10 protein-coding genes and 1 pseudogene are annotated in these 17,021 nt (G+C 72.2%); 7 read left to right on the forward strand and 4 right to left on the reverse strand.

The annotated features are described in order from the left end of the window. Window positions 1-122 precede the first annotated feature (122 nt). The 3 genes and pseudogenes from ACZ6KY_RS31745 to ACZ6KY_RS31755 all read left to right on the forward strand — a co-directional run. Window positions 123-233 (forward strand): annotated as a pseudogene (locus ACZ6KY_RS31745) (cell wall assembly protein Knr4); the annotation flags it as partial. Window positions 234-240: 7 nt separating this feature from the next. Then, window positions 241-3,237 (forward strand): SUKH-4 family immunity protein, encoded by a 2,997-nt coding sequence (locus ACZ6KY_RS31750; protein WP_469313708.1) that lies wholly within the window; start codon window positions 241-243, stop codon window positions 3,235-3,237. Window positions 3,238-3,631: 394 nt separating this feature from the next. Continuing rightward, complete coding sequence (locus ACZ6KY_RS31755) at window positions 3,632-4,519, forward strand: cellulose-binding protein (RefSeq protein WP_469313709.1); 888 nt, start codon at window positions 3,632-3,634, stop codon at window positions 4,517-4,519. Between the two features lie 93 nt (window positions 4,520-4,612). On the opposite strand, the gene ACZ6KY_RS31760 is transcribed toward ACZ6KY_RS31755, so the two are convergent. Further along, on the reverse strand, window positions 4,613-6,247 hold the full coding sequence (locus ACZ6KY_RS31760) for a sodium/solute symporter (RefSeq protein WP_469313710.1): 1,635 nt from the start codon (window positions 6,245-6,247) through the stop codon (window positions 4,613-4,615). Next, window positions 6,244-6,708, reverse strand: coding sequence for a DUF485 domain-containing protein (locus ACZ6KY_RS31765; RefSeq protein ID WP_469313746.1), 465 nt, complete (start codon window positions 6,706-6,708; stop codon window positions 6,244-6,246). The genes ACZ6KY_RS31760 and ACZ6KY_RS31765 overlap by 4 nt, the downstream gene beginning before the upstream one ends. Window positions 6,709-7,604: 896 nt before the next feature. Between ACZ6KY_RS31765 and ACZ6KY_RS31770 the strand changes: the two genes are divergently transcribed. The 3 genes from ACZ6KY_RS31770 (at window position 7,605) to mfd (ending at window position 14,787) form a co-directional block, all read left to right on the forward strand. Continuing rightward, window positions 7,605-8,393 carry an ABC transporter ATP-binding protein gene (locus ACZ6KY_RS31770; protein ID WP_328555109.1) on the forward strand — a complete coding sequence of 263 codons (789 nt, stop codon included), beginning with the start codon at window positions 7,605-7,607 and terminating at the stop codon, window positions 8,391-8,393. Further along, window positions 8,390-10,954, forward strand: coding sequence for an ABC transporter permease (locus tag ACZ6KY_RS31775; protein WP_469313711.1), 2,565 nt, complete (start codon window positions 8,390-8,392; stop codon window positions 10,952-10,954). The genes ACZ6KY_RS31770 and ACZ6KY_RS31775 overlap by 4 nt, the downstream gene beginning before the upstream one ends. Window positions 10,955-11,235: 281 nt before the next feature. Next, window positions 11,236-14,787, forward strand: coding sequence for a transcription-repair coupling factor (gene mfd, locus ACZ6KY_RS31780; protein ID WP_469313712.1), 3,552 nt, complete (start codon window positions 11,236-11,238; stop codon window positions 14,785-14,787). A 64-nt stretch (window positions 14,788-14,851) separates the two neighbouring features. On the opposite strand, the gene ACZ6KY_RS31785 is transcribed toward mfd, so the two are convergent. Next, window positions 14,852-15,445, reverse strand: coding sequence for a TetR/AcrR family transcriptional regulator (locus ACZ6KY_RS31785; RefSeq protein WP_469313713.1), 594 nt, complete (start codon window positions 15,443-15,445; stop codon window positions 14,852-14,854). Between the two features lie 209 nt (window positions 15,446-15,654). On the opposite strand from ACZ6KY_RS31785, the gene ACZ6KY_RS31790 reads away from it, so the two are divergent. Next, the gene (locus ACZ6KY_RS31790; protein ID WP_469313714.1) at window positions 15,655-16,596 is read left to right on the forward strand and encodes an SCO6745 family protein; all 942 of its coding nucleotides are present in this window, start codon (window positions 15,655-15,657) and stop codon (window positions 16,594-16,596) included. A gap of 150 nt (window positions 16,597-16,746) precedes the next feature. Here the strand turns inward: ACZ6KY_RS31790 and ACZ6KY_RS31795 are convergent, their stop codons facing one another. Beyond that, entirely contained in the window at window positions 16,747-16,938 is a 192-nt protein-coding gene (locus ACZ6KY_RS31795; RefSeq protein ID WP_469313715.1) for an antitoxin, read from the reverse strand. Window positions 16,939-17,021 lie beyond the last annotated feature (83 nt).

Genomic DNA, 17,021 nt, shown 5'->3' on the forward strand with positions numbered 1-17,021 from the left:
AGGATAGCACCTCTTTTTCCACCCCGCCCCCCCTACCCGACTTCAAACCCCCCCCGCCCCCCCCCCCTCCTCTCCCCCTCCCCCCCCCCCCCCCCCCCTCCCCCCCCCCCCCCCCCCCCCCCCCGCCGGAGCTGGAGACGGTGGCGAACCTGATGGTGGACGGCGGTTTCGCGTACGCCGTGCCCGTCTCCTCGGTGTCTTCGGCTGCTTCGGTGTCTTCGGTGGGGGAGTGAGGTTGCGATGGTGACCTTCGCGCAGGCGCAGGAGCGCGCGGAAGAGTGGATCAACGGGGACGTGCCCGGGTACCAGCACCGCGAGGTGCGGGTACGCGAGTTCGAACTCGGTTTTGTCGTATGGGCGGAGGACCGCGCCGAGGGCCCGCGCTCCGACGGGGGCGCGCAGCGGCTCGTCATCGCGCGGGACAGCGGAGAGGCCACATTGTGGCCCGCGCTGCCGGTGGGTGAGGTCATTCGCCGGTACGAGGAGGAGTACGGGGTACCGGACGCGTCCCCCGAACCGGCGCCGGCGCCCGCGGCCCGGGTCGACCTGAACCAGACGTCGTTCCTGCTGAGTCCCCCGGAGTGGCTGCAGGAGGCCGCGGACAGGATGGGGATTCCGGACCGCCGCGCGGGGTCGGGACCGTCCGCCTCCGACGGGGCGGGGTCGCGTCCGGCCGCCGCCTCTTCGGCGGGTGCCTCCACGAACGGAGCTGTCGCGGGCGGGAGTTCGCTTCCGGGTGTGCCCGGAAACTCCGGGGAGCACGGAATGCCGTCCACGCCGGGAGCGCACGCCGCTTCCTCGGCTGCGGCGGCGTACTCCGGGACTCCCGCGCCGGGCCTGCCGTCGGTTCCCGGTGGGGCCACGCCGTGGCCGGCCGCCGCGACCGACGACGAGGTCCCCGGTCCGTACGACGCAAGGTCGGACGTCCCCGCCGACGCGACCCCGTGGGCGGGGACGGACACGAACGCCGATCCCGGGGACGACCGCTCCGTACCGCTGCCGGCGACCGTGTTCGCGCCGCCGCTGACCGATGTCGACGACTCGCGCACCCCGCCGCCCGCCGCGGCGCACGCCCAGACCGCGATGATGTCCGGGGGCAGCCGACTCCCGCGTACGACGATGTCTCCCGCGGCCGGTGACCCGAACTCCCCCGCGCCGTACGGTTCTTCAACCGGGCACGGCCTGCCCGGCGGCCCGCCGCCCGGTGCGTCTTCGTACGGGTATCCGCAGGGGCCCGGCGCGCAGGGTCCGCCGCCCGGTGCCTCCGCCTACGGCTATCCGCAGGGTCCGGGCACGGGTCCTGGCACGCCGCCGCCCGGCGCGCCCGTTCCGGGTGGCCCGCAGGGGACGCCTCCGCCGGATGCGCCCGCGTACGGCTTCCCCCAGGGTCCGGGCACACCGCCGCCCGGCGCCCCGCCCGTTCCGGGCACCCTCGGCACACCGCCGCCGCCCGCCGCGCCGTCGCGACCGCTGCCTCCGAACGCCGGTGACATAGCCGACGCCGCGACCAGCAAGGCGCAGGCGCCGCCCCGTGGGGCGCGCGCCGGCGGGGCGAGCGCTCCGCATCCGCCGGGCGCCCCCGGGATGCCGGGTGCGCGGCCGGACGGTCCGCCTTCGCCGTCCGGACCGGGCGCCCCGGGTACGCCCGCGGGCGGGTACGTGCCGACGCAGCTTGTTTCGCAGCTCGGGCCGGACGGGCCCGAGGGGGCTCCGGGGGCGCCTGGTGCGCCCCAGCCTCCCGGTGCCATGCCTCCCGGTGCCATGCCTCCGGGCGGTGGAGTCCACCATGCCGCCACGATGCTGGCGGGGCCCGCGGTGGGCGGGCCCGGCGCTCCGCAGCCGCCGGGTGCCCCGGGCGCGCCGTGGCAGCAGCCCGGTCCCGGTGTGCCGAACCCGCCGGGCGCCACGCCTCCGGGGGAAGCGCACCACGCCGCGACGATGTTCGCCGGGCCCCCGGTGGGCGGGCCGGGCGCTCCGCAGCCGCCCGGTGCTCCCGGTGTGTTCAGCGCTCCTGGTGCGCCCCAGCCTCCCGGGGGCACGCCTCCCGGCGGGGTGCACCACGCGGCGACCATGTTCGCCGGGCCTCCCGCCGGAGGCCCGGGTGCGCCGCCGCCTCCGCAGGCCCCCGGTATACCGCCGGGCGCCCCTCAGCCGCTGCCCGGACAGCAGCCGATGCCAGGGCAGCCGCTGCCCGGACAGCCCATGCCCGGCCAGCCCATGCCGGGGCAGCGGCCTCCCGCGTACGGCTATCCGCAGACGGGGCAGCCGACCGTCGGGCCCGGCTATCAGGCCGTGCTGCGGTATCGGGCGCAGGACGGATCGGAGCAGCAGCTGATCCGGCGGTCGGCGCCGGGCACCCCGCATCCGGAGTGGCAGATCCTGCACGAGCTGCGCGCGATGAACGTGCCGCCGCAGCAAGTGCTGGAGTTGCACACGGAGTTGGAGTCCTGTGAGCTGCCGGGCGCGTACTGCGCGCGGATGATCAGGGAGACCTTCCCGCAGGCGCGGATCACGAGCATCGCGCCGTACGGCACGGATCACGCGAGCCGTCAGCAGGGAATGCATCAACTCCTCGCGCATCAGGGCGAGTTGCATCAGGTCGCGGACGGTCCGGCGCGTCCGGCGCCGGTACGGGCGCCGATCCCGCCGGTGCAGCCCGCGCCGCCGATCCCGCCGGAGGCGATCGGGCAGGAGCTGGCGGCCGCGTTCGGGCCGGGGATGTTCCGGTTCGACCAGGCGGCCGTGTCGCGGCAGGGCGTGCCCGACATCGTGGCGCACACCCTGGTCGTGGCCGGGCTGCCGGTCGACATGGGACCGTTCTTCTGGGCACAGGCCCAGCCGGGCCGTCCGGTGCCGACGCTCGCCGAACTGGCGCAGGAGCGCGGGGTGGCGGCGTCTCAGGACGCGGGCTCGTACCTCGTCATGGGCAGCGACTTCGGCAAGGCGATCTGTGTCCAGTACGGCACGGCGAACATCGTCGCCGTGCCGGTCGAGGCCGGTCCCGGGGGCGCTCCGGTGCCGCCGCAGTTCGTGAACACCGGTCTGCCCGAGTTCGCGCGCTGTCTCGCGCTGCTCGGCCGGATGTGGCGGCTGCGGTTCGGCCTCAACCAGGAGCAGGCGGGCCGCTGGACCGTCGACTTCCAGGCGCAGCTCGCCTCGCTCGACCCGGCGGCACTCGCCTCCCCGGAGAGCTGGTGGTCGGTCCTGCTGGAGGAGATGTGGGACGGCCTGCTCTAGCGGCGGCCCGGTAGGGGAACGGCGGGACGACCAGGACGACGGCAGGACGGATGAGGCGCTCGACCCGTGCGACGGGTCGGGCGCCTCGTTCGTTCGTACGGGTGGCACGCCGGCCCCGACGGGCGGTGCGTAGGTCCCGTACACCGGTGGAGGGCGTCGGCGAGAGGAGCCGTACGAGGGTGGAACGGGAGGAGCCGTACGAAGGTGGAACCTCGCCTCTCCGGGCGTTCCGCCGGTGTCGTGTCTCGGGTCGCTGACCTCAAATGACACGGGTATGGCGCGACTCCGGCCGAATGGATGGGCGGAGTGTCGCGTTATGAACACTTCCGTGCGATCCATCAAGATGTGCGCGAAATCGTCTTTTCGTGTGTGTCGGGCGGAGAGGGGTCCAAGGATGAGCAGCACATCGGTGTCGCAGCACGGCTTCGTGGCCGTACGGGGACGTGGCTACCGGCCCGAACAGGTCGACGCGTACGCCGCGGCGCTCTCCCGGGGCCGCGACGCCGCGTGGGAGCGGGCCGCCCGGCTCACCGTGCTGGCGAGGGACATGGAGGCCGAGGCGGAGCGGCTGCGGGAGGCCGTGACGCGGCTCGCCCCGCAGACGTACGACGAGCTCGGCGAGCGGGCGCGGCGGATCTTCCAGCTCGGCGAGGAGGAGGCCGAGGCCCTTCGGGAAGAGGCGCGGCGCGAGGCCAGGTCGGAGGCCGAGGAGGCCGAGGCCGCGGGGCGCGAGGTACGGGAGGCCGCGCAGGCGTACGCCGACGGGGTGGGCGACGAGGCGGAGGAGTGGGCCCTGCAGCGGCTCCTCGACGCGCGCGCCGAGGCCGACGAGGTACGGATCTCCGCGCGGCGGGAGGTCAAGGAGAACCGGGGCGAGGCGCTGACCGCGCTGCGCGAGGTGCGGCGGCGGACGGAGGCCCTGGTCACCGAGCGGGACGCGGAGCACACCGCGCGGTGGGCGGAGGCCGAGCGGGCCGACGCCGAGCGCGAGGCCGCGTCGGAGGCGCGGCATCTCGAACGCGCGGCGCGCGCCGAGGAGTCGCTCGCCCGGGCCGCGAGGGACCTCGCCGAGGCGAAGGAGTCGGACCGGCACCGGCAGGAGGACGCGGCGGCGCGGGCCGCCGGGGTGCTCGCCGAAGCGCGGGTCGTGGAGGAACGGGTCGCCCGGGAGACCGAGCGGGTGCTGCGCGAGCACGGGGAGCGGTGGGATCACGTACGGGCCCACATGGACCACGTACGGAGCAGCCTCACGTCGCTCACGGGGCGGGCCCCGGCGGAGTAGCCCCGCTCCGCGGGGTCTCTTCGCCGCTCCGCGGCGGATTTCCCGGTCACCCGCCCGTCTCGCTCAGTCAAGAGGGCACCCCCTCACACCCCCTCACCGCCCCCTCCGTATCGCCCCCGCCAGAATCCACATCTCCACCGCCTCGTACTGCCTCCGCTGCACCTCCGCCTCGCGGCGCCCCGAGATCACCGTCCCGATCCACCCGTAGGCGAACCCCAGCGGGATCGACACGATGCCGGTCGTGGTGAACGGGAACCAGTTGAAGTCGGCGTCCGGGAACGCGGCGGTGGGGGAGCCGGAGACGAGGTTCGTGCCCGGCATCAGGGCGAGGACCGTGAGGGTGCCGCCGATGAGGGTGGCGAGGAGGCCGGTCCGGGTGTAGCGGCGCCAGAAGAGGCTGTAGACCAGCGCGGGCGCGATCGCGGAGGCGCCGATGCAGAAGGACAGGGTGACCAGCGGCTGCAGGCTGCGGTGCTGGGCGAGGGTGGCGAGCAGGATGGCCGGTGCCCCCACCGCCAGCGCCGAGATGCGGGCGAGCAGCATCTCGCGGCGCGGGGAGAGTTCGTCGTCGTGGCGACGGCCCCGGAAGAGCCGGCTGTGCGCGAACACGTCGTGGGCGAGGGAGTTGGCGCAGGCCAGGATCATCCCGGCGACGGACGCGAGCAGCGTCAGGAAGATCGCTGTCGTCACGGTGGTGAACAGGAGGGTCTCGGCGGTGGAGACGGAGGTGCCGAAGACGGCCCTGGAGCCCAGCAGATAGGCCGTGTTGCCCTGTGGGTCGGCCGTCGCGATCGCGTCGCGGCCGATCATGGCCGTGGCGCCGAAGCCGATGACGCTGACGATCAGCACGAACAGGGCCACGCAGGGCACCGCCCAGGACAGCGACCTGCGCACCTGACGGGCGCTGTCCGCGGTGTACATGCGCATGGTGATGTGGGGGAGGCAGGCGCCGCCGAGGACGACCGTCAGCTCCGAGGTGATCATGTCCAGGCGCGGGCTGGCGCCGCCGGTGAACTGGAGACCGGAGCGCAGGAAGGCGTCGCCCACGCCGCTGTTCCCGGCGGCGGTGGCCAGCAGCGTGCCGGGGTTCCAGTCGAAGCGCCGCAGGACGAGTACGGCGACCACCGCGCCCGAGCCGAGCAGCATCACGATCTTCAGGATCTGGATGAGGGCGGTGCCCTTCATGCCGCCGATCGCCGCGTAACTGATCATCAGCGCGCCGAGGCCGATGACACAGTCGGTCTTGAGGGAGTCGCCGGAGAAGCCGAGGATGAACGCCAGCAGGTCGCCCGCGCCCGCCAGTTGGACCAGCATCAGCGGCAGCAGCGCCACGATGGTCACCGCGCAGGCCGTGTTGCGGACGGCGCGGCCGGGCGTCCGGCGCGCGAGCGCGTCGCCCATGGTGAACCGGCCCGCGTTGCGCAGCGGTTCGGCCAGCAGGAACATCAGCAGCATCAGGGAGAGGGCGGTGCTCAGGGCGAGGACGACCCCGTCGTAGCCGGCCAGCGCGATGACGCCGCCGGTGCCGAGCACGCTCGCCGCGGAGATGTAGTCCCCGGCGATGGCAAGGCCGTTGCGCATCGGCGAGAGGGATCCGTAGCCGGTGTAGAACTCGTCCAGGTCGTCGCGGTCCGGGCCGGTCATCACGCACAGCAGCAGGGTGATCGTGGCGACGGCCGTGAACGCCACGAGCGACATGGCCTGCGCGGAACTGGTGAACCCCGTCATCGTGCCGTCTCCCGTTTCGCGTCCAGTTCGGTCTGCTTGCGGAGCCGGTCCGCGATCGGGTCGACGCGCCGGCGCGCGGAGTGCTCGTACAGCCAGATGGCGAGGCAGGTGACGGGGACCTGGAGCAGGCCGAGCAGCAGGCCGGTCGACAGTCCGCCGGACACGGTGCTCGTCATCAGCGACGGCGCGAAGGCCGACAGGACGAGGAAGAGGGTGAAGTAGCCGAGCGCGGTGAGGGTCGCGACGCGCCGCTGCCAACGGTAGGCGCCCCGCAGGAGTCTGATGTCGCTGTGCTGTCCGAGGGGTTGGTGACGCGGCATCCGCCGTCGCGGGGGCTCGGGGGGCCGGGGCTGTGGTTGCCAGGGGTAGGTGAGCCGGGCGGGAGCGGGGGCCTCGCCGGGCGGCGGGTGACCGGCGTGCCGGGCGGGCTCAGGATGCTCGGGTTGCTCGTCGTACGGCAGGTACGCCGGGTACGGCTGGTACGGCTGCTGGTACGGGGGGTTCCGCGGAGGCTGGGGCGCCGGGTACTGCCGTTGGTGCGGGCGCTGCTGACGTGGCTTTGGGTGCTCGGGGGACGAGAACGCGTCTGGCATCCCGGTTCTCCTTGCGTGGCTCGGGTCCGGTGCGGGACCGCAGGGAGCTGGGGGGGGTGGGCAGCGCACGCTACTCGTAGGTAGCAGGAGCGCGCGACCGTTTCACCGAACTGGGTGGTCGGTATGCGCTTGCTTCGGTGACCTGGGGTGTTACCCGCGTTCACCTGTGGAGTTTCCCTGGAGCTGTCCTGGAGGTCCCTTGGGGTTCACGTGTGGGAAGCGGGTGCTCTTGAGTGACTGATGGGGACGGGTTCTGGTGCCGTGGTCGGTGGTGGGGCGGGCCTTCGTACGCGGGTCCTCGGCGCGCCAGGGGATTCCTTCCCCCTGCATCTATCCGCCGGGCCCTGCTTCCCGCTTGAGCCTGACGCCGGGGGAGGGTGGAGGCTGTGCGGGCCCGGGGGTGGAACCGACCCCGAGGAGTTGTCCACCGAGGGGTGGAGGACCCCTAGGGGGATCTCCGCACCAGGGCTCGGGGAGGGGTCGTCCCGTCGGAGGACGAGACGGGGCGGGGGGCGTCCTTAACCTTGTCCTACGCCGTCGGGGGCGCGCTCCGGTCGTGCGGACCGCACACCCGCGGGGGTGGGGTTTTCCCCAGCAGAAGACGGGGCCGTGCACCAGCGCGTCCGACCCCCTCGCGGCACCAGACTTACGGACGTGGCCGACGTACCGCGTCCGAACGGCGCGGACCTCCGCGGCCGTCGCACCCGCTCAGCGACTTTCGAGGACCAGCGGTTTCCCCCGTTGGCCGACTTAGGAGACATACCGTGACATCGGCTGTAAGCATTCCCAGGCACGAGGGCACTGGAGGGCGTACGGCCGTCGCCGCGCGGGCGCGTCAGGTCGTCAAGGCGTACGGGTCGGGAGAGACCCGCGTCGTCGCCCTCGACCAGGTCGACGTGGACATCGCGCGGGGCCGGTTCACCGCGATCATGGGCCCCTCGGGCTCCGGCAAATCCACCCTGATGCACTGCCTCGCCGGGCTCGACACCGTCACCTCAGGCCAGATCTTCCTCGACGAGACCGAGATCACCGGGCTCAAGGACAAGAAGCTGACGCAACTGCGCCGGGACCGGATCGGCTTCATCTTCCAGGCGTTCAACCTGCTGCCGACACTGAACGCCCTGGAGAACATCACGCTCCCGATGGACATCGCGGGCCGCAAGCCCGACAAGCGCTGGCTGGACCAGGTCGTGGAGACCGTCGGGCTCGCCGACCGGCTCAAGCACCGCCCGAACCAGCTCTCCGGCGGCCAGCAGCAGCGCGTCGCGGTGGCGCGGGCGCTGGCGGCCCGCCCCGAGATCATCTTCGGCGACGAGCCGACCGGAAACCTCGACTCCCGGGCCGGCGCCGAGGTGCTGGGCTTCCTGCGGCGCTCGGTCGACGACCTGGGCCAGACCATAGTGATGGTCACGCACGACCCGGTGGCCGCCTCGTACGCGGACCGCGTGCTGTATCTCGCGGACGGCCGGATCGTCGACGAGATGCACCAGCCGACGGCCGACCAGGTCCTGGACCGTATGAAGGACTTCGACTCCCGCGGGCGGACGTCATGACCGTCCTCAAGACCTCGATGCGCAACTTCTTCGCGCACAAGGGACGCATGGCCCTGTCCGCCGTGGCCGTCCTGCTGTCGGTGGCCTTCGTCTGCGGCACGCTCGTGTTCACCGACACGATGAACACGACGTTCGACAAGCTCTTCGCGGCCACCTCCTCCGACGTGACGGTGCTGCCGAAGGCCGCCAAGAACGACGACACCCCGCAGAACGGCAAGCCCGAGTCGGTGCCGGCCTCCGCGCTGACCCGGACCGAGCAGACGAACGGCGTCAAGTCCGCCGAGGGCGCGGTCAGTTCGCTGAACGTGACCGTCGTCGACAGCCGCAACAAGAACATGGGCTCCACCACCGGAGCCCCGACCATCGCGGGCAACTGGTCGCGCAACGACCTCCGTTCCACGGAGATCACCTCCGGCCGCGCCCCACGCGGACCCACCGAGGTGATGGTCGACGTCGACACCGCCAAGAAGCACCACCTGAAGATGGGCGACGAGCTGCGCACCATCGCGGTCACCGGTGACTTCAAGGCCGAGATCGTCGGGATCGCCACCTTCAAGGTGACCAACCCCGGTGCCGCCGTCGTCTGGTTCGACACCGCCACCGCCCAGCGCGAACTGCTCGGCTCCACCGGCCGGTTCACCCAGATCAACGTCACCGCCGCGCCGGGCGTCTCCGACGCGCGCCTCAAGCGGAACGTCTCCACCGCGCTCCACGGGTCGTACAAGATCCAGACGCAGAAGGAGAACGCCGACGAGAACCGCCAGGGCGTCGGCCAGTTCATGAACGTCATCAAGTACGCCATGCTCGGCTTCGCCGGGATCGCGTTCCTGGTCGGCATCTTCCTGATCATCAACACCTTCTCGATGCTGGTCGCCCAGCGCACCCGCGAGATCGGCCTGATGCGCGCCATCGGCTCCTCCCGCAAGCAGGTCAACCGCTCGGTGCTGGTCGAGGCGCTGCTGCTCGGCTTCGTCGGCTCGGTCCTCGGCGTCGCCGCGGGCGTCGGCCTCGCGGTCGGCCTGATGAAACTCATGGCGTCCATGGGCATGGACCTCTCCACGCGTGACCTGACCGTCAAGGCGGCCACCCCGGTCATCGGCATGATCCTCGGTGTCGTCGTCACCGTCCTGGCCGCCTATCTGCCGGCCCGCCGCGCGGGCAAGGTCTCCCCGATGGCCGCGCTGCGCGACGCCGGCACCCCGGCGGACGGCAAGGCGGGTCTCGTCCGCGGACTGATCGGCCTGGCCCTGACCGGCGCCGGAGCGTTCGCGCTGTACACGGCGGCCACCGCCCACAAGGCGACCGACGGTTCACTGGTCCTCGGCGCGGGCATCGTCCTCACCCTGATCGGCTTCGTGATCGTCGGCCCGCTGCTGGCCGGCGGCGTGGTCCGGGTGATCAGCGCCGTCCTGCTGCGGATGTTCGGCCCCGTGGGCCGGCTCGCCGAACGCAACGCGCTGCGCAACCCGCGCCGCACCGGGGCCACCGGCGCGGCCCTGATGATCGGCCTTGCCCTGGTCGCCTGCCTGTCGGTGGTCGGCTCGTCCATGGTGGCCTCGGCGACCGACGAGCTCGACAAGTCGGTCGGCGCGGACTTCATCGTCCAGGGCCAGCAGCGGATCGTCCCGCAGGCAGAGAAGGCCATGGAGGCGAGCCCGGGCCTGGAGCACGTCACCCGCTACAAGGACATCGCGGCGAAGACGACCTCGCCGGACGGACAGGTCGACGACTCCGGGATCACCGCGGCCGACCCGTCGTACGCCCAGGACCTGCGGCGCAAGACGACCGCCGGTGACCTGGCGGCGGCCTACGGCAAGAACGCCATGTCGGTGGGCTCGAAGTACGCCAAGAAGCACGGCGTGCGGATCGGCGACACCCTGACCGTCGCCTTCAAGGACGGCGCCACGGCGAAGCTCAAGGTCGCGGCCATCACGGACGACGACGTCGCCATCGACCACGAGGTCCGGTACACCAGCATCGAGACGATGAAGAGGTACCTGCCCGCGAACAGGATCCCGCCGAACGAGATCATGTTCGCCAAGGCCAAGCCCGGCCAGGAGAAGCAGGCGTACGCGGCCCTGAAGAAGTCCATGGAGCCGTACCCGCAGTACCAGGTCCGCGACCAGACGGACTACAAGCAGGAACTGAAGGACCAGGTGGGCCAGCTCCTGAACATGGTCTACGGCCTGCTGGGCCTGGCGATCGTGGTGGCGATCCTCGGTGTGGTCAACACCCTGGCGCTGTCGGTCGTCGAGCGCACCCGCGAGATCGGCCTGATGCGCGCCATCGGGCTCTCCCGCCGCCAGCTGCGCCGCATGATCCGCCTGGAGTCGGTCGTCATCGCCCTCTTCGGCGCCCTCCTCGGCCTGGGCCTGGGTATGGCCTGGGGCGCCACCGCCCAGAAACTCCTCGCCCTGGAGGGTCTGAAGGTCCTGGAGATCCCCTGGCCGACCATCATCGGGGTCTTCATCGGTTCGGCCTTCGTGGGTCTGTTCGCCGCCCTGATCCCGGCGTTCCGGGCGGGCCGGATGAACGTACTGAACGCGATCGCCACCGACTAGGACCAGCCCGCTCGGCGGGCGGCCGAACGGCCACCGCGTACGGGGGTCGCGGCGGAACGGACGGGCCCGGTCCGAGGAGAGCGACTCTCCTCGGACCGGGCCCGCAGTGTTCGAGGGGTTCCGGGGCCCGGTCCGGAAGTGCGCGCGAGTGGCCCCCGTTCCGGGAGTACGTGGTCCTCCGGGCCTCGGCCCGGGTGCGCGGAGTCGTAGGCTGGATGCCCCCGGCCCGTCCCACGTGTCGGGCGTCTCGCGTTGCCCACTCCCCGGGATGGAAGCCCTTCATGAGCCTGCACGGTCTGCTCGACGCCGTCGTCAAGGACGCCGCCCTCGCGGAGGCGGTGAAGGCCGCCGGCGACGGCAACCGGATGCACGTCGACCTGGTCGGCCCACCGGCGGCGCGCCCGTTCGCCGTCGCCGCGCTCGCCCGCGAGACCGGCCGTACGGTGCTGGCGGTGACGGCCACGGGCCGCGAGGCCGAGGACCTGGCCGCCGCCCTGCGCACCCTGCTCCCGCCGGACGGCGTGGCCGAGTACCCGTCGTGGGAGACGCTGCCGCACGAGCGGCTCTCGCCCAGGTCGGACACCGTCGGCCGGCGTCTCGCCGTCCTGCGGCGCCTTTCCCACCCGCGCCCCGACGACCCCGAGACCGGCCCGGTGTCCGTCGTCGTCGCTCCCGTTCGCTCGGTCCTCCAGCCGCAGGTCAAGGGCCTGGGCGACCTGGAGCCCGTCGTCCTGCGCACCGGTAGCGCGGCCGACCTGGGCGACACCGTCGCGGCGCTCGCGGCAGCCGCGTACTCGCGCGTCGAACTCGTCGAGAAGCGCGGCGAGTTCGCCGTCCGCGGCGGCATCCTGGACGTCTTCCCGCCCACCGAGGAACACCCGCTGCGGGTGGAGTTCTGGGGCGACGACATCGAGGAGATCCGCTACTTCAAGATCGCGGACCAGCGATCCCTGGAGGTCGCCGAACACGGCCTGTGGGCCCCGCCCTGCCGCGAACTGCTGCTCACGGAGGACGTGCGGGCACGGGCCGCGGCTCTCGCCGAGGCCCACCCGGAGCTCGGCGAACTCCTCGGCAAGATCGCCGAGGGCATCGCCGTCGAAGGCATGGAGTCGCTCGCCCCGGTCCTCGTCGACGACATGGAACTGCTGCTCGACGTGCTGCCCGAGGGCGCGATGACCGTCGTGTGCGATCCGGAGCGGGTACGGACACGGGCCGCGGACCTGGTGGCGACCTCGCAGGAGTTCCTCCAGGCGTCCTGGGCGGCGACGGCCGGGGGCGGCGAGGCGCCCATCGACGTCGGCGCGGCCTCCCTGTGGTCCATCGCGGACGTACGGGACCGGGCGCGCGAGCTGGACATGATGTGGTGGTCGGTGTCGCCGTTCGCCGCCGACGGGGAACTCACGGACGCCTATGCCGGTGGCGTGGGAGACACGCTCAAGCTGGGTATGCACGCCCCCGAGACCTACCGCGGCGACACCGCCCGCGCGCTCGCCGACACCAAGGGCTGGCTGGCCGACGGCTGGCACACGGTCTACGTCACCGAGGCGCACGGCCCGGCGGCCCGCACCGTCGAGGTGCTGGGCGGCGAGGGCATCGCCGCCCGTCTGGACACCGACCTCACCGGGATCGGCCCGTCCGTCGTGCATGTGGCGTGCGGGTCCATCGACTTCGGCTTCGTCGACCCGGCGCTGCGACTCGCCGTCCTGACGGAGACCGACCTCTCCGGCCAGAAGGCGGCGGGCAAGGACGGCGCCCGCATGCCGGCCCGCCGCCGCAAGACGATCGACCCGCTGACCCTGGAGACCGGCGACTACATCGTGCACGAACAGCACGGTGTCGGCCGCTACATCGAGATGGTGCAGCGCACCGTCCAGACCGCGACCCGCGAGTACCTGGTCGTCGAGTACGCCCCCGCCAAGCGCGGCCAGCCCGGCGACCGCCTCTACATCCCCACCGACCAGCTGGAGCAGATCACCAAGTACGTCGGCGGCGAGGCCCCGACGATGCACCGCCTGGGCGGCGCCGACTGGACCAAGACCAAGGCCCGCGCCAAGAAGGCGGTCAAGGAGATCGCCGCCGACCTGATCAAGCTGTACTCGGCGCGGATGGCCGCCCCGGGCCACGCCTTCGGCGCCGACACGCCCTGGCAGCGCGAGCTGGAGGACGCGTTCCCCTACGCGGAGACGCCCGACCAGCTCACGACGATCGCCGAGGTCAAGGAGGACATGGAGAAGACGGTCCCGATGGACCGCCTGATCTGCGGCGACGTCGGCTACGGCAAGACGGAGATCGCGGTCCGCGCCGCGTTCAAGGCGGTGCAGGACGGCAAACAGGTGGCGGTCCTCGTCCCCACGACCCTGCTGGTGCAGCAGCACTTCGGCACGTTCTCCGAGCGTTACTCGCAGTTCCCGGTCAACGTCCGCGCGCTGTCCCGCTTCCAGACGGACACCGAGGCCAAGGCGGTCCTGGAGGGGCTGCGCGAGGGCTCGGTGGACCTCGTCATCGGCACCCACCGGCTGTTCTCCGCGGAGACCAAGTTCAAGGACCTGGGCCTGGTCATCGTCGACGAGGAGCAGCGCTTCGGCGTCGAGCACAAGGAGCAGCTGAAGAAGCTCCGCGCCAACGTCGACGTCCTCACGATGTCCGCCACCCCCATCCCCCGTACGCTCGAAATGGCGGTCACGGGCATCCGCGAGATGTCCACGATCACCACCCCGCCGGAGGAGCGGCACCCGGTGCTGACCTTCGTCGGCCCGTACGAGGAGAAGCAGATCGGCGCGGCGATCCGCCGTGAACTGCTGCGCGAGGGCCAGGTCTTCTACATCCACAACCGGGTCGAGTCCATCGACCGGGCGGCGGCGCGGCTGCGTGAGATCGTCCCGGAGGCGCGTATCGCGACGGCGCACGGCCAGATGGGGGAGCAGGCGCTGGAGCAGGTGGTCGTCGACTTCTGGGAGAAGAGGTTCGACGTCCTGGTCTCCACGACGATCGTCGAGTCGGGCATCGACATCTCGAACGCGAACACGCTGATCGTGGAGCGCGGCGACAACTTCGGCCTGTCGCAGCTCCACCAGCTGCGTGGCCGGGTCGGCCGCGGCCGGGAACGCGGCTACGCCTACTTCCTGTATCCGCCGGAGAAGCCCCTCACGGAGACGGCCCACGAACGGCTCGCGACGATCGCCCAGCACACCGAGATGGGCGCGGGCATGTACGTGGCGATGAAGGACCTGGAGATCCGCGGAGCGGGCAACCTGCTCGGCGGCGAACAGTCGGGCCACATCGCCGGCGTCGGCTTCGACCTGTACGTACGCATGGTGGGCGAGGCCGTCGCGGACTACCGCGCCTCCCTGGAAGGCGGAGTGGAGGAGGAGCCGCCGCTGGAGGTCAAGATCGAGCTTCCGGTCGACGCGCACGTCCCGCACGAGTACGCGCCGGGCGAGCGGCTGCGCCTCGCCGCGTACCGGTCCATCGCCTCCGCGAACACGGAGGAGGACGTCAAGGCCGTACGCGAGGAACTCGTCGACCGCTACGGCAAGTTGCCCGAGCCGGTCGAGAACCTGCTCCTCGTGGCGGGCCTGCGGATGCTCGCGCGCGCCTGCGGGGTCGGCGAGATCGTCCTCCAGGGCAACAACATCCGCTTCGCGCCGGTGGAGTTGAGGGAGTCCCAGGAGCTGCGCCTCCAGCGCCTGTACCCGGGAACCGTCATCAAGCCGACGGCCCACCAGATCCTCGTCCCCCGTCCGAAGACCGCGAAGGTCGGCGGAAAGCCGCTGGTGGGACGGGAGTTGCTCGGCTGGACCGGGGAGTTCCTGGCTTCGATCCTCGGGTCGTAGCGGCTCCTTCCAGTAGGGAGGAACCTGATCGGGGCCGCTGGGGCTTCCGGTGCCGAGGGCCTGATCAGGGTCGCTGGGGACGGAACAGCATTCCCGTCAGGGCGTGGAAGACCTCGTCGGGGTCCTCCACGCCCACCTGGCCGTCCAGGTTGTGGCTGATCAGCAGCGTGGCGAAGCCGTGGGCGAGGGACCAGGCCGCGATGCCGGCGAGGTGGGTGTCGGGGCCGCGGCCCTCCGAGGGGAGCGCGGAGACGGCGGCGCGCAGCCGGACGCCCGCGAGCGTCCGGGCCGTCGTGAGCTCCAGGTCGTCCTCGCGGAGCAGCTCCGGGGCGAACATGACCTGGAAGTGGGCTGGATGCTCCCGCGCGAAACGTACGTAGCGCACGCCCGCGTCGCGCAGGTCGTCGGCGTCGTCGAGCGCGGTCGCCAGGAGCCCGAAGCCCTCCGCCGCGATGGCCGTGAGCAGGCCGATGCGGTCCTTGAAGTGGTGTGCCGGGGCGGCGTGCGAGACGCCCGCGCGGCGGGCCAGGTCGCGCAGGCTCACCGCGGAGGGCCCCTCGACGGCGATGACGTCGAGAGCGGCGCCGAGGATGGCGCGGCGCAGGTCCCCGTGGTGGTAGGGGCGCGCGGCGCCGCCGCTGGTCTTCGCGGGATTCATGACAGAAGCGTACGCCGAATCTAGGCATTGCCAAGTTCGGGCGCCCGGGGCGGCGGGACTGGCGGGGGCCGGTTGAGGTCGGGTGGGGCCCGTCGGGGTCGGCTGGGGTCAGTCGGGAGGAATCTAGTCGTTGACAAGTTCGGTCGGCTCGGGCAATCTTGGCAGTGTCAAGTTGTGGAGCGTGTCGTTACGTGACGAGGGGTGGAGTCATGTCCGAGAACGTGCGTGGGGCGAGTGGGATCGGCGGGGCGGAGGTCGCGGAGGAAGGGGCGCCGGCGGAGGGTGCGGGCGTCGACCTCGGCCGGGTGCGCCAGCTCTGGCATCTGCTGGAGCCCCTGCACGCCGTGCTGTACTACGCGCCGGAGGCCTTCGAGGAGGCGGCGGCGCTCGGATACGGGACCGAGGAGCGCTGGCCCAGCTACTTCCCCTACCGCGCGGCGCCGTTGGGGGCGGTCGGCGGCGGGCGAGTGGCCTCCGCCTTCTACGGTTTCAGCCCGCGCATGGTGGACGAGCACATCAACTCGGCCTGGCGGACGGCCGGTCCGGAGCGGGTGCTGGCGGCGCGGGAGCGAGCTGTCGACCGGGCGTACCGTGCGATACTCGGCGACCGCGTCAGCAGTCCCGAACTCGCCGAAGCCGCCGCGCTGGCCCGCCGGGCCGCCGAGGCCGCGAGCACCGCGGGGCGCCAACTCGCCGCCGCCAACGCCGGGTTGCCCTGGCCCGAGGCCCCGCACCTCCAGCTGTGGCACGCGGCGACGATCCTGCGCGAGCATCGCGGCGACGGCCACCTCGCGGCCCTGCTCGTCGCCGGCCTGGACCCGGCGGAGTCACTGGTCTCCTTCGCGGCGATAGGGGCGGCCTCCGTGGAGCGTTTCGAGAGCCGTGGCTGGAGCCCCGAGGAGTGGACCGCGGCCAGGGACCGTCTGGTCGCCCGGGGGCTTGTGGACAAGGACGGCATCGCCACGGACGCCGGCCGTGAGCTGCGCCGCCAGGTCGAGCACCACACCGACCGCCTCGCCGCCGCCCCCTGGCAGTCCCTCGGCCCGGACGCCGTCACCCGCCTCGCCGACCTGCTCGGCGAGTTCTGGGTCGCGGTGCTGAGCTCGGGACTGCTGCCGTCGGAGACGACGCTGGGCATCGGAAAGGTCTGACACCCGCGGCAAGGGCCGCCCCGACCGAACACTGCGAGGGCGGGGGAGCCGCGAGGTACGAGGGTTGGGGCGCACCTCGACGACCCCTGCCCCACCCGGCGGGATGCCGCGATGGGGCTGGAGGGGGAAGCGGTTCTCGAATCGCTCCGGCTACGACTGTTCCGGCCGGTCGCGGTTACGGTCCATCCCCATCGCGCCTTCGGCCTTCTGCTGCGCGTCGTCGACCTTGTCCGTGTACTTGTCGCCGGTCTTCTTGTTGACCTGCTTCTCGGCGGCATCGGACATCTGGCCTGCCTTGTCCTGTGCCGCGTGGCTGCTCTTGAACCTGTCGAAGATGCCCATCCAGAGCTCCTTCCCGAGGTGACTCACGACCGACGATACGCCCGGCGTGCGCCTATTGCCCATTGATGCCTGGTATGGCCGAG

The organism is Streptomyces sp. NPDC042002 (genome assembly GCF_055588305.1).

Coding starts and splice junctions, on each gene's coding strand:
- mfd (WP_469313712.1), top strand. CDS start 11,236: ATGAGCCTGCACGGTCTGCTCGACGCCGTCGTCAAGGACGCCGCCCTC.
- ACZ6KY_RS31775 (WP_469313711.1), top strand. CDS start 8,390: ATGACCGTCCTCAAGACCTCGATGCGCAACTTCTTCGCGCACAAGGGA.
- ACZ6KY_RS31790 (WP_469313714.1), top strand. CDS start 15,655: ATGTCCGAGAACGTGCGTGGGGCGAGTGGGATCGGCGGGGCGGAGGTC.
- ACZ6KY_RS31795 (WP_469313715.1), bottom strand. CDS start 16,938: ATGGGCATCTTCGACAGGTTCAAGAGCAGCCACGCGGCACAGGACAAG.
- ACZ6KY_RS31785 (WP_469313713.1), bottom strand. CDS start 15,445: ATGAATCCCGCGAAGACCAGCGGCGGCGCCGCGCGCCCCTACCACCAC.
- ACZ6KY_RS31760 (WP_469313710.1), bottom strand. CDS start 6,247: ATGACGGGGTTCACCAGTTCCGCGCAGGCCATGTCGCTCGTGGCGTTC.
- ACZ6KY_RS31755 (WP_469313709.1), top strand. CDS start 3,632: ATGAGCAGCACATCGGTGTCGCAGCACGGCTTCGTGGCCGTACGGGGA.
- ACZ6KY_RS31750 (WP_469313708.1), top strand. CDS start 241: ATGGTGACCTTCGCGCAGGCGCAGGAGCGCGCGGAAGAGTGGATCAAC.